Annotated in this window: 12 protein-coding genes; 5 read left to right on the top strand and 7 right to left on the bottom strand. The window is 55.2% G+C overall.

The genetic code is table 11. The features are described from left to right. Positions 1–25 precede the first annotated feature (25 nt). The 7 genes from HV157_RS14765 to HV157_RS14735 form a co-directional block, all read right to left on the bottom strand. The gene (locus HV157_RS14765; protein WP_073397772.1) at positions 26–1330 is read right to left on the bottom strand and encodes an SLC13 family permease; all 1305 of its coding nucleotides are present in this window, start codon (positions 1328–1330) and stop codon (positions 26–28) included. Positions 1331–1403: 73 nt separating this feature from the next. Further along, a complete protein-coding gene (locus HV157_RS14760) occupies positions 1404–2147 on the bottom strand; it encodes a CDP-diacylglycerol diphosphatase (RefSeq protein WP_047954827.1) in 744 nt (247 codons plus the stop codon). A gap of 109 nt (positions 2148–2256) precedes the next feature. Further along, positions 2257–3246 carry a sulfate ABC transporter substrate-binding protein gene (locus HV157_RS14755; RefSeq protein ID WP_182269170.1) on the bottom strand — a complete coding sequence of 330 codons (990 nt, stop codon included), beginning with the start codon at positions 3244–3246 and terminating at the stop codon, positions 2257–2259. 209 nt (positions 3247–3455) lie between these two features. Further along, positions 3456–4418: a 6-phosphofructokinase gene (gene pfkA / locus HV157_RS14750; protein ID WP_014172210.1), complete on the bottom strand. Its 963-nt coding sequence runs from the start codon at positions 4416–4418 to the stop codon at positions 3456–3458. Between the two features lie 173 nt (positions 4419–4591). After that, on the bottom strand, positions 4592–5485 hold the full coding sequence (gene fieF, locus HV157_RS14745) for a CDF family cation-efflux transporter FieF (RefSeq protein ID WP_020883958.1): 894 nt from the start codon (positions 5483–5485) through the stop codon (positions 4592–4594). Positions 5486–5741: 256 nt separating this feature from the next. Then, positions 5742–5978, bottom strand: a complete 237-nt coding sequence (locus tag HV157_RS14740; RefSeq protein ID WP_223814694.1) for an ogr/Delta-like zinc finger family protein — start codon at positions 5976–5978, stop codon at positions 5742–5744. Between the two features lie 54 nt (positions 5979–6032). Further along, positions 6033–7151: a phage late control D family protein gene (locus HV157_RS14735; protein WP_044597460.1), complete on the bottom strand. Its 1119-nt coding sequence runs from the start codon at positions 7149–7151 to the stop codon at positions 6033–6035. 157 nt (positions 7152–7308) lie between these two features. Between HV157_RS14735 and HV157_RS14730 the strand changes: the two genes are divergently transcribed. Genes HV157_RS14730 through HV157_RS14710 form a run of 5 tightly spaced genes read left to right on the top strand, consistent with a single transcriptional unit; the run spans position 7309 to position 12433 of the window. Continuing rightward, on the top strand, positions 7309–8502 hold the full coding sequence (locus tag HV157_RS14730; RefSeq protein ID WP_000224788.1) for a phage tail sheath subtilisin-like domain-containing protein: 1194 nt from the start codon (positions 7309–7311) through the stop codon (positions 8500–8502). Positions 8503–8514: 12 nt separating this feature from the next. Continuing rightward, positions 8515–9030, top strand: a complete 516-nt coding sequence (locus HV157_RS14725; protein WP_001207578.1) for a phage major tail tube protein — start codon at positions 8515–8517, stop codon at positions 9028–9030. Positions 9031–9044: 14 nt separating this feature from the next. Next, positions 9045–9380 (top strand): hypothetical protein, encoded by a 336-nt coding sequence (locus HV157_RS14720; protein ID WP_000047593.1) that lies wholly within the window; start codon positions 9045–9047, stop codon positions 9378–9380. An 8-nt stretch (positions 9381–9388) separates the two neighbouring features. Beyond that, positions 9389–9505: a GpE family phage tail protein gene (locus HV157_RS14715; RefSeq protein WP_000763325.1), complete on the top strand. Its 117-nt coding sequence runs from the start codon at positions 9389–9391 to the stop codon at positions 9503–9505. Continuing rightward, positions 9506–12433 (top strand): phage tail tape measure protein, encoded by a 2928-nt coding sequence (locus tag HV157_RS14710; RefSeq protein WP_000775062.1) that lies wholly within the window; start codon positions 9506–9508, stop codon positions 12431–12433. Positions 12434–12441: the final 8 nt, after the last annotated feature.

The raw sequence follows: 12441 nt of genomic DNA, 5'->3' as shown, positions 1-12441 counted from the left end.
TCCCTCCCCCCACCGGGGAGGGAAATTACACTTTCCCCAGCACGCTAAACCACAGATAATCCAGCGGCAGCAGCACCAGATACGTTGCAATCGCCAGCGCCAGACAGAGCAACATCCCCGCCTTTGCAGGCACCTTCCCTAAACCCATTGCCACCACAATCGGCGACGCCTGATACGGCAGCAGCGGCGTGGAATACCCCAGTACCTGAATCATGATCACCGACAACAGCGGGAAACCGGTGGCGTCCGAAAAACTCTGTGCCAGCGTGGTGTACAACGCCGGTACACCGTTCGCGGTCATAATGAAGTTGAGCGCCGTGGTAATACCGGTAAGCGCCAGGAAGCTGGTGAACGGTCTGCTGGCATCAAGCGGCATAATCCGCAATAACGCCTCCCCCACCGCGGAACCGATACCCGTTTGGGTCACCACAATCGCCAGCCCGAGAATCCCCGCCACGTAAATGCAGGTGCGCATGTTCACTCCCGCAGAAAACTCTTCACCGGTGATAAACCCGACGCGTGGCAGCATGACGATGACCGACGCCGCAAGGCCCGTCCACGCCGGTCCAATGCCATGCCAGCTCTCTGTCACCCACATCCCCAGCACCACCGCCAGCAGCCAGGCGAGACGTTTTTCATCCCGCCCCATCGGTTCAGACGGCGTAAGATCGGTGGCCGGTTTCGGGCTGCCGGGGAACAACCAGCAGATCAGGCCGATCAGAATGCCCCCTTTCAGGATCCCGAGGACGGGTGTATGCAGCAGCAGATACGGGACATAGTTCAGATGGATCCCGTACGAGCCCTCCGCGGTGCCGCTCATCACCAGATTCGGCACGTTGGCAGGCAGGATGGTCGCCGAGAGCTGGAAGGTTCCGAACCCGACGGCCAGCGCCAGGCCATACCACGCGCGGGAACCGTCGGGGATGGCGGCCCTTTTGGCCATGGCGGCGACAATCGGCATCAGCAGCGCGATACGGCCCATATTCGACGGCATCACAAACGCCAGCGCGTAGCTCAGCCCCACCACGCTTGCCACCATCAATACCCACGAATCAGTGAGTTTTGCCGACAACGCCCGTGCGGCCCTGTCCGCCAGACCGGTTTTACGGATTGCCACCCCCAGCACGAAGCCGCTAAACACTAACCAGAATGCAGACGAGGCAAAACCACCAAAAATCACCTCCGCCGGGGCGATTCTGGCGGCCATCGCCGCCGTGAAAAACAGCAGCGCGGTGATAAATTCCGGCAATAGCGACGTCGCCCACAGCACGATGGTGACGCCGACTATCAATGAGGGCACAAACAGAGGATGCGTTAACCAGAGCGACATTCCTGTCTCCTGTCGTTTTTTTCAGCAAGTCTACGGCGACAGGCAGGACGAGTAAACGCTATTTATGGTGATGTCACTTCAGGATATCGCATTGATGATCCTGCAATTCCTCAGCCGACGCGCGATTCAGGGTCAGCAAGTTACGTTCGGTCGCCAGTAAGACAAACGATCCATCCGACTGCTGCGCCATGGCCAGCGCGAAGCGCCCCATATGGTCACGCGCTTCCGGCAGCTCTTCAGCCAGCATCATAAACGGACTGCGCTGTACCAGCTCATTTTCCGTCACGCGACGGGCGAGGTACTCATGCCCTTCCAGCCCGCCCGGGAACGGTAACCACTGGGTACTGATTTGCCCCTGCGCGGCATTAAGCTTCTCGCGCACGTCCGGGCGCAGGCAGGAGATATGGATATGAAAATGGTTCTGCGTACGGCCTGTCGGGGAGTTAATGGTGAGCGAAATTGCGCTGTCCGGCACCTCGGTCCCGCGCTTCATGCTCATAAAGTTGCGTGATTGCCAGGCCAGCCAGAAGAAGTTGGGCGTATTCGGTTCGGTCAACAGCGGGCTTTCGGTTCCTTTGATACGGTAAGTCGGCATCAGGAGATACTGCAGCGGCCCGTTGCGGTCTTTAAACACCACATAACCCGCATCAGGCTTCACCTGCGCGCACGGGGCCGGGTTACGGTGCTGGAGTTGATTCGGCAGACACTGGTCGAGAACGATATGACGCAACGCATTCGGATTACCCGCTTTCATCCAGTACCAGCCACCCGCGGCAAGAATGATGACAACCAGAATCAGTAATAGTATTTTTTTCACAATGCGTTCCCTGTTTTCGATAGTGGCGAAAGAGTAACGCAAAATGATGACCAAATAAAAAACCCGGCGGATTTCTCGCGCCGGGTCACCGTGTCTGTCCTGCTAACGTTTATCGCTTGCTGATCTGGTCGAAAGTTCCGCCGTTAGAGAAGTGCTCTTTCTGCGCTTTCGCCCAGCCGCCGAACTCTTCATCAATGGTGAAAAGCTTCAGTTTCGGGAAGACGCTTTCATATTTCTTCGCCACTGCCGGATCGCGTGGACGATAGTAGTTTTTCGCCACAATTTCCTGGCCTTCTGGCGAGTAGAGATACTTCAGGTACGCTTCCGCCACCGCTTTGGTCTCTTTCTTCTCAACCACTTTATCAACCACAGAAACGGTAGGTTCGGCGAGGATAGATTCGCCTGGCGTAACGATCTCGAACTTGTCTTTACCCAGTTCGTGGGTGGCGAGCAGGGCTTCGTTTTCCCATGCGATCAGCACGTCGCCAATCCCACGCTCAACGAAGGTGTTCGTGGCACCACGTGCGCCAGAGTCCAGCACCTCAACGTTTTTATACAGCGCTTTCACGAACGCCTGGGCTTTCGCCTGGTCACCGTTGTTGTGATGCAGCGCGTAGCCCCAGGCCGCCAGGTAGTTCCAACGTGCGCCACCCGAGCTTTTCGGGTTCGGGGTGATAATGGAAACGCCCGGCTTAACCAGATCGTTCCAGTCATGAATTTGTTTTGGGTTGCCCTTACGCACCAGGAAAACAATGGTCGAGGTGTAAGGCGCTGAGTTGTCTGGCAGGCGTTTGATCCAGTTTTTATCGATACGCCCACGCTCGGCGATGGCGTCGACGTCATAGGCCAGCGCCAGGGTAACCACGTCGGCTTCAATCCCGTTGATGACTGAGGTCGCCTGCTTACCGGAGCCACCATGCGACTGACGCACCACCACGTTGTCGCCGGTTTCCTGTTTCCAGTGTGCCGCGAAGGCTTTGTTGTACTGCTCGTACAGCTCACGCGTCGGGTCGTATGACACGTTCAGTAACTGGATGTCCTTAGCCAAAACGCTGGTCGATGCCAGCAATAATGTTAACCCCACGCCCCATTTATTCATCGCCCGGATCTCTTGTGTAGTGTTTTGATGCTTGCAGCGTGCCAGAAAGCTAACCAATGATTAAAGAATAAAAAAAGATTGGCTATAACGTAGAGGAATAAAAAACGAGCAGGCATAAAAAAACCGGGCGGCGAAATCGCCTTACCCGGTCTTTATGAGCGTGGACTGCGGACCCGGTTAACTCAGCGCGACCGGGGGAAAGTCACCGCTCAGTACAGTTTTTTTGCGCAGTCCAGCCAGTCACCCTTGAACGGACGCTTCATGTTTTCAATGGCGTCGATGATGTCATGGTGAACCAGTTTTTCGTTCTGAATACCCACGCAACGACCGCCATGACCCTGCAGCAGCAGTTCAATGGCGTATGCACCCATACGTGATGCCAGGATGCGGTCGTATGGACCCGGGGAACCCCCACGCTGGATGTGGCCCAGAACGGTAGCGCGCGTTTCACGTTTGGTTTCGGTTTCGATGTACTTCGCCAGCTCGTCAACGTCACAGATATGCTCGGTGATGGCTACGATGGCGTGTTTCTTGCCTTTTGCGATACCCGCTTTGATTTCAGCCACCAGATCTTCACGGCTGAATTCCACTTCCGGAACCACCACGAACTCACAACCGCCGGCGATGGCCGCAGCCAGCGTCAGGTCACCACAGTAACGGCCCATCACTTCCACGATGGAGATACGCTGGTGGGAAGAAGAGGTGTCGCGCAGGCGGTCAATCGCTTCAACAACGGTGCCCAGTGCGGTGAAATAACCGATGGTGTAGTCAGTGCCTTTGATGTCGTTGTCGATCGTACCCGGCAGCCCGATGCACGGGAAGCCCATTTCAGTCAGACGTTTTGCACCCATGTACGAGCCGTCACCACCAATAACAACCAGTGCGTCGAGGCCACGTTTTTTCATGTTCTCAATAGCCACTTCACGGACGTGTTCATCACGGAATTCCGGGAAGCGCGCAGAACCGAGGAAGGTACCGCCACGGTTGATCATGTCGGACACGCTGTAACGGTCGAGCTGAACCATGCGATCTTCATACAGGCCCAGATAACCATCATAGATACCAAAAACTTCCAGGCCTTCCGTCAGCGCTGAACGGACAACCCCACGAATTGCCGCGTTCATGCCCGGCGCATCACCGCCGCTTGTCAACACACCGATTTTCTTAATCATGACTACCTCTGAACTTAGGAATGCAAAATTGAAATCTGTTGCCGGAAGAATTTATCGACCAACGAATACTGCAAATAGTATATCAATCACTTCCAGCTGAATTGATTCAGGTCAGACCAAATGGCGGTAATTTATACACAAAATGCTGGCCTGGCTCACTTTTTTACAACCAATTACGAAAGCTCAACATGTCCGGGTACAACCGAGCAGGGATCCTGGTGAATAATGACGTCTGAACCAGGAAAACGCTGCAAAATCGCCTGCTCGACCTGCTCAGCAATAACGTGAGCCTGAACCAGTGGCAGGTTGTCTTCCATTTCAATATGAATCTGAATAAAGCGGGTCGGCCCTGACTGCCGCGTTCGAAGATCGTGTGCACCTCTGACACCAGGCCAGGAGGTCACGATAGAAAAAATTTCATTACGTTCTGAGTCCGGGAGGGCGCGGTCCAGAAGCGATTGCACCGCTTCATACCCCATCCGTAAGGCGCTATATAAAATATAGATGCCAATCCCTAACGCAAACAACGCATCGGCCCGATGCCAGCCATACCAGGCCAGACCGAGCGCAATAAGAATAGCGCCATTCATCATAACATCAGATTGATAATGAAGCATATCCGCCCGTACAGCCTGGCTTTGCGTTTTGCGAACAACCCAGCGCTGGAACGTTACCAGAACAAGTGTGCATATAAGTGCCACAATCGTCACGACCACGCCCACGCCGGGATCGTTCATCGGTGACGGCGAGACGAGATGCTGAATACCGGTTAAAAACAGAAACAGCGCTGAGCCGGAAATAAACATGCTTTGCGCCAGCGCGGCCAGCGACTCGGCTTTCCCGTGCCCAAACGTGTGTTCTTCATCCGCCGGTTGCAGCGAGTAACGCACAACCAGCAGGTTCGTCAGCGAGGCGGCAATATCCATCAACGAGTCCACCAGCGCCGCGAGAATACTGACTGAGCCGGTATACCACCACGCAAAAATTTTAATCACTAACAGGCTTGAAGCCACGATGGTCGCTGCAATCGCTGCCCGACTTACCAGTCTTCCATAGGATTGATTCATAAACGCTCCTGTCATGTCATGCCGCTAGTATAACGGAAGCATGGGGAGTCAAAGGATGAATAAACGGTTAACAAAGCAGAATGAAGGGCAAAAAAAACCCCCACATCATGTGGGGGAAGACAGGGATGGTGAAGAAATCCAGACAGTAACATAATGGAATAAAAGGATTTATTCTTAACTTCGTCTACATTTTGACTACACTTCGACAAAAAAATAGGCCGGGTTTCATGCCCGGCCCTATCTTTTCTCGTTATGTTTACAGTGCCAGCGATAGCTGATCTTCGCCGTGGTGACTTCGTGGAAAAGCTTCTTGTGGCACCATCGCGCCTGGCGCTGGCTGGGTCTGGTTTAGTGAACCGTCTATTTCCGTCATGCTGGTGAAACAGTACCCGCACAACATATTTTGACACTGGTGATAGCTGCGCCGTACAAGCAAACTCAGCTCAACGCTGGTTCTGGTTTTTGCTATTGCACGGCAGCGAGGACAGCGCATTGCCATACGCGGGCCTCCTTTCAGGACTGGTTAATATCAACGCAAGTATAACGCTTAAGACGTTGAATCGTCACTCTCCGCTGTCCAGTCGTCGATTTTTACTTCCAGTTCCAGCGACGTGGTAAACCCTCCCCCACCAATATCATGAACACACCGCGTTATCGTCCAGTTCCCACTGTCGATCGTGGACTTAAAGCCGTAGACGCTGGCGGGCTGTTCCGGGTACAAATCTGCGCGGCCACGCGCCAGGGTGATGCTGAACGTCGCTGCCCCGCGCTGCAACTCCCGCCACTTAGCCGCTGCGGCACGCTTTGCCGCCTTTTCCGTCTTGAAGGTTTTACGGATAACAAAAACGTTGCCTTCGGCCCCGGCCAGATAATCCCCTTCTTTTTTGCTTGATGCGGGTTCTTTCTTTTTGGCCTGGCTGGTTCGTCGCCTGCGGGTGGTTTTCTTCACGGTAGTGGATGGTTTCTTGCCAAAGTTGAGATCAAGCCAGTATGCAGTTACGCCCGTGTACGCGTCGCGGTCAGCTACGTTAAACCGATGTTTATCACCGCATGACCGGACTATCTCGATCACCGGCAGCGGCTTGCCGCTCTGCGTCACTCCCTTGCCCGGCGTGATAAACAGAAGCATACCGTTTTTAATGGTTGCCACCGCGCCCAGCATTTCGGCCATGCGCGTTAAGAAGCTGATATCTGATTCACTCGTCTGATCGGCGTGGTCTATCTCAATCTTCGCCAGTTCTTCGCTGACGCCCGCACGCAGATCGTAGCGGCTGGCAATGCTGGCGACCACGTCCCCCACGGTAATATCGTGCCAGCTATATTCCCGCTTCACGTTAAAGGTATCGCGGAAATCTGCGCTTCTGGCACTGATCGTTAGCTGGTCAGGCGGGCCAGAGTGTCCGATCTCGTCAACCGTATACACGCCCTTAAAAACCAATGGATCATTATCCCAGCCCAGCGCCACCGATATCTTTGCGCCGCGTGATGGTAAGGCTACCTGCCCGTCTGCATCATCCAGAGTCAGATCCAGCGTGTCCGCTTCAAAGCCCCGGTTATCTGTCAGGGAAAGGGAGATCAGCCGGTTATCCAGCGCCGTAAGCTGCTTACCTTCAATCTCAATACTGAACGCCGGGCGCGGCGAATATCGGTTTTCTGTCGTGTCCATATCAACCCCTTCATCATGATGGGGTACATCGTCGCCACGCGCGCGCGCATGAACAACGCCCCGTCATTGTTGCAGGTTGCTGACAACCCTTATCCATCGCATCGGCCCGCCATTGCCGCAATGATATTCGCAGTCATTAAACTGGCGAGGCAAATACATGGCCACTAACTACCATCACGGTGTTACCGTCACGGAAACCACCGACCTTAGCACGATGATCACCGACATTGATTCGGCGGTGATCGGCGTTGTCTGCACCGCTGATGATGCGGACGAAACAGCGTTCCCGCTGGATACCCCTGTACTGATTACCCGCGTGGCTAACATGCTGGGCAAGGCAGGTAAAACCGGCACCCTGTTTACCACCCTGAAAGCGATTTCAGACCAGACCAGCCCGCAAACCATTGTGATCCGCGTTGCTGATGCTGCAAATATCAAACCGCCAGAAGGCGGCACCGCACAGACTCAGGATCAACTGGTTATTGGCGGCACCGATGCAAACGGGCGCTTTACCGGCATGTACGCGCTGCTGTCTGCCGAAATGCGCGTAGGTGTGCGCCCGCGTGTACTGGCTGTTCCTGGGCTTGATACGGAAGCGGTAGCCGCACAACTCGGCGTCATTGCCGAAAAGCTGCGCGCGTTTGCTTACGTGGCAGCGAACGGCTGCAACACAATCGCCGAAGTGAAGGTATACCGCGAGCAATTCTCCCAGCGTGAAATGATGGTTATCTGGCCTAATTTCATCTGCTACGACACCAACGCCGGGGCTAATGCCACCGTGCCCGTGGGTGCCCATGCTGTTGGGATGCGCGCCAAAATCGACGCAACGCAGGGCTGGCATAAAACCATTTCCAACGTGCCCGTTAATAACGTGCTGGGGATGGATCGGGATATCTATTTCACGTTGCAGGGCACCGATACCGACGCCGACGAACTGAACGCAGCAGGTGTTACCACGCTGATCAAGCAGGACGGCTACCGCATCTGGGGATCACGTACCTGCGACGCGGAAACGTATATCTTCGAAAGCTATACCCGAACCGCGCAGATTGTTGCGGATACCGTCGCCGAAGCCCATTTCGCCTATGTTGATAAACCGCTTACCCCGTCGCTGGTAAAGGACATTGTGGACGGCATCAATAAGAAGCTGACCTCATATGTGACGGCTGGCAAGCTGCTGGGCGCCCGCTGCTGGTATGACCCAGAACCGAATACCTCGGAAACTCTGCGCAATGGTCAACTGACCATTAAGTACAACTACACCCCTGTTCCACCGCTGGAAAATCTCAGCCTGGTACAGGAGTTCACCGACGAATATTTCGCTACGTTTTCCAGCGCAGTGAATAACTAACCGGGGGCGCTTATGGCACTGCCTAAGAAACTCAAATATTTCAATATGTTCTTTGACGGGGATAACTACTTCGGCATGGTGCCGGAAATCACCCCCGCCAAACTCACCAAAAAAACGGAAGACTACCAGGCGGGTGGTATGCCGGGTTCGGTTGCGGTGGATCTTGGCTTCGACGCTGGCGCCCTGGATATGGATATCACGCTTGGCGGTCTGGATGCCGGATTGCTGAAAAAATGGGGCGTTACCACTGCGGACGGGATGCAAACACGTTTTGCTGGCTCCTATCAGGACGACGCAACCGGCGACGCTGTACCGTGCGAAATCCAGACGCGTGGCCGCTTCACTGAACTGGATCCCGGTTCGGCAAAAGTCGGGGATGACACTTCGCATAAGTACACCCTGAAAAACACCTATTACAAGCTGACCATCAACGGCGAAGAGATCATCGAAGTTGATGTGCTCAACATGATCTACAAAGTTGCCGGTGTGGATGTGCTGGAAAAACACCGCGCTAACATCGGCCTATAAGGAAACCCGGCACCATGAGCAAGACCAAAGAAAACACCGTTATTCTTACCGCCCCTATTACGCGCGGTAAGACCAAAATCACCGAAGTGGCGATCACTTCCGTGCTTAAACAGGCTGGATCACTGCGCGGCTTAAAAGCCTATGACGTGCTGACTTCCAACTATGACGCGCTGGTTATTCTGCTGCCCCGCGTTACCGCTCCGGCACTAACCGCCGATGAGATTGCCCGTATGGATACTTGGGATTTTTGCCAGCTAGCCAACGCGGTGGTTGATTTTTTGCAACCCTCTTCGGATCTGACCGCGACGGATACGGGCAACGAATCATCCGATGCCCCTGCGAACGCATAGAAGACCTGATGGCAGATATCGCCGTCATATTCCACTGGCGGCCGGTAGAGATGGACGCCATGACGGTACAGGAAATACTGTTATGGCGTGATCAGGCGGCTGCGCGCAGTGGTGGAGATAACTAAATGGCAGACCGCAATTTAAATATCAGGGTGGCATTCAGCGCCCTGAATAATATGTCCCGCCCTGTCAACGCGGCGCGCCAGAGTGCCGCCGCGTTGGCGTCTCAAATCAACCAGACTAAAACCAGCATTAAAGGGCTTGAGCGTCAGGCAACCAGCTTTGACCGCCTCACCGCAGCCAATAAAAAAACCACCGAACAACTGGCCCAGGCGAAAGAACAGGCCCGGCAAATGGCGGCGGCTTATGGCCCGTTACGCCAGCGCAGCGCCGAACAGGTTGCCGCCCTCAATCAGCAACGTGCAGCCATTCGCCAGTTAACCCAGCAGCAGAAAGGCGAGCAGACGCAGCTTAACCAGTTGCGGGCCAGCTTCTACAGCGAAGGCATTGCGATCAGCAGCGCCAGCCGGGCGACGGAACAGATCAACCAGCGCACCGCGCAATACAACCGCCAGCTTGCCGAACAGCAGCGACGGCTTGACGCTGTTAACCAGGCGCAGGCCCGTTACAGCCGCGCCAAAGAAACCGGCGAAAAGATGATGAGCGGGGGGATGAAAAGCGCCGCAGTAGGGGCGGCAACCCTAGCACCTGTCGCCGCTGCGGTTAAATCCTACAGCAGCCTTGAAGACGCCATGAAAGGCGTAGCCAAACAGGTAAACGGCTTGCGTGACGACAGCGGCAACCGCACCCCGCAATATGAAGAAATGCAGCGGGCGATCATGGATGCCAGCGAAAAGCTGCCAATGGCAAACGGTGCTGTTGACTATGCCGCACTGGTCGAAGGCGGCGCACGTATGGGCGTAGCAAACATCGATGATCCGTGGGAAAAACAAAAAGCCGATCTGCTGTCTTTCGCCAGCATGGCGGCAAAGGCTTCTGTTGCCTTTGAACTTCCCGCCGACCAGCTTTCTGAAAGTCTCGGTAAGATTGCCGGGCTGTATAAAATCCCTACCCAGAATATTGAACAGTTAGGCGACGCCATAAACTACCTGGACGATAACGCGAAGTCGAAAGGCTCCGATATTATCGACGTGCTCCAGCGCGTTGGCGGACTTGCCAGCCAACTGGATTACAAGCAAGCCGCCGCGCTGGGTTCCACCTTTCTGACGCTCGGCACCCCTGCCGAAGTTGCCGCCAGCGCCACCAATGCAATGGTGCGCGAACTCTCAATCGCTACGGTTCAGGGCAAAAACTTTATGCAGGGTCTGGACGCCCTCGGCCTCAGCGCCGAAAAAGTTCAGAAGAGCATGTCAGTGGACGCGATGGGCACAATCATTTCAGTGCTGGAAGCGTCCAAAAAACTGGCCCCGGATCAGCAGGTAGCCAACCTTACCCAGATTTTCGGCAAAGAGTTCGGCGATGATGCGCAGAAACTTGCGAACAATCTGCCCGAACTACGCCGCCAGATAGAACTGACGCAGGGCGCAGCCGCTAAAGGATCCATGAATCGGGAATCGGATATCAACAAAGCTTCCCTTTCTGCTCAGTGGCAACTGACCAAAACCGGCGCGGTTAACGCATTCAGTTCAGCAGGGGAAACGCTCCGCGAACCGCTGATGGATATCATGCTTACTGTCAGTAAGGTGGTTGGCAGCGTCCGCCGCTGGGTTGAGGCAAACCCGGCGTTGGTTGGTTCAATCATGAAAGTCACCGCAGCCATAGGCGCGTTGCTGGTTGTCGTTGGCGGTCTGATGCTGTCCATTGGTGCGGTACTCGGCCCAATGGCACTTGTTCGCCTCAGCTTCACCACGTTGGCCGGGGAAGGAGGAATAGCGCGGCTGACTGGCGGCGTAATGCGCCTGGGTGGTGCGTTCCAGTGGCTTGCTGGCTCGCCTATGCAGGCATTGTTAAGCGCCGGTCGCATGGTATTCGGCCCGCTTATCACGCTACTGGCTGGCATTTCTGCGCCCGTCTGGGGGCTGATTGCTCTCTTTTCTGCGGCAGCTGTGGCCGTCATTAAATTCTGGCAACCGATTAAGGCATTTTTCAGCGGGTTCTTTACCGGGCTGATGGCTGGCCTTCAACCTATCACGCAGGCATTTAACGCCGTATTTGCACCGCTGGCCCCGATTTTTGACAGTATCGGCAACGCGATCAGCGGCGTCTGGGAGTGGTTTACCAAACTGCTGGAACCGATCCAGTTTTCCAGCGAAGCGCTGGCATCCTGTACCAGTGCAGGGGAAACATTCGGCAAGGTGGTAGGGGGTGCAATCAGCGCGCTGACTCTTCCCATTCAGTCCGTAGCCAAAGGGCTGGGCTGGATTCTGGAAAAGCTTGGCGCCATTCCCGACGCAGCGAAAGCAGCGCAGCAGGTTGCGCAGCAAATGACGCCGGAAGCGGTCAACAATCTGGCAGACCGGGTTAACGCCTTTTCCGGTGACGTGCAGGCAGTCGCGAAGGAAAGCAAAAAAGCCGAAGAGAAAAAGAAAACCGATGAGCAGAAGAAACAGGACAACCTGATTAACTCGCTCAAAGGCCCGGCCAACATCGTGCCGAAGATGAGCAGTAGCTTGGACAAAATCGCCACCAATACCACGGAGAAGAAAGACGGCCCCGGCGAAATTGTCTTCAAGAATAAGCAGCCCTATATCCCGATCCGTGGCGGATATTCGGAACCTCTTAAGCAGGCACAGCGCCAGCTACCATCCCTTACCGATTGGGTGACGCAGCAGGCCGGATCGCTGATCGCTTCCGTTACCCCCTGGCAGGTTGAGAAGCCCGCCGCCCGGGTGCCCGTTTCGGCGTCGCCGTCTGCGGCCTCCGTCGCTGCGCTGATGCCTGCACCGGGTGGCGATGTATATAACCTTAACTTCGACTTTAGCGGCCAGAAACTGGATGAAGAAACCATTATCAGGCGCGTGCGCGAAGAACTTGCGTTAGCGAAGCAGCAGGCCGACCGGCGCAAGCGTTCCCAACTGACCGATCACGTCTAAGGGCAATA

This window comes from Enterobacter sp. RHBSTW-00318 (assembly GCF_014101375.1).
Classification (GTDB): Bacteria; Pseudomonadota; Gammaproteobacteria; order Enterobacterales; family Enterobacteriaceae; genus Enterobacter; species Enterobacter ludwigii.
This window is presented reverse-complemented; position numbering and strand designations above follow the sequence as displayed.

Bases quoted from the DNA above. Each gene is read 5' to 3' on its own strand.
- HV157_RS14730 (WP_000224788.1), top strand. From the start codon at position 7,309: ATGGCCACTAACTACCATCACGGTGTTACCGTCACGGAAACCACCGAC.
- HV157_RS14720 (WP_000047593.1), top strand. From the start codon at position 9,045: ATGAGCAAGACCAAAGAAAACACCGTTATTCTTACCGCCCCTATTACG.
- HV157_RS14725 (WP_001207578.1), top strand. From the start codon at position 8,515: ATGGCACTGCCTAAGAAACTCAAATATTTCAATATGTTCTTTGACGGG.
- HV157_RS14715 (WP_000763325.1), top strand. From the start codon at position 9,389: ATGGCAGATATCGCCGTCATATTCCACTGGCGGCCGGTAGAGATGGAC.
- HV157_RS14740 (WP_223814694.1), bottom strand. From the start codon at position 5,978: ATGCGCTGTCCTCGCTGCCGTGCAATAGCAAAAACCAGAACCAGCGTT.
- HV157_RS14755 (WP_182269170.1), bottom strand. From the start codon at position 3,246: ATGAATAAATGGGGCGTGGGGTTAACATTATTGCTGGCATCGACCAGC.
- HV157_RS14735 (WP_044597460.1), bottom strand. From the start codon at position 7,151: ATGGACACGACAGAAAACCGATATTCGCCGCGCCCGGCGTTCAGTATT.
- HV157_RS14765 (WP_073397772.1), bottom strand. From the start codon at position 1,330: ATGTCGCTCTGGTTAACGCATCCTCTGTTTGTGCCCTCATTGATAGTC.
- fieF (WP_020883958.1), bottom strand. From the start codon at position 5,485: ATGAATCAATCCTATGGAAGACTGGTAAGTCGGGCAGCGATTGCAGCG.
- HV157_RS14710 (WP_000775062.1), top strand. From the start codon at position 9,506: ATGGCAGACCGCAATTTAAATATCAGGGTGGCATTCAGCGCCCTGAAT.
- pfkA (WP_014172210.1), bottom strand. From the start codon at position 4,418: ATGATTAAGAAAATCGGTGTGTTGACAAGCGGCGGTGATGCGCCGGGC.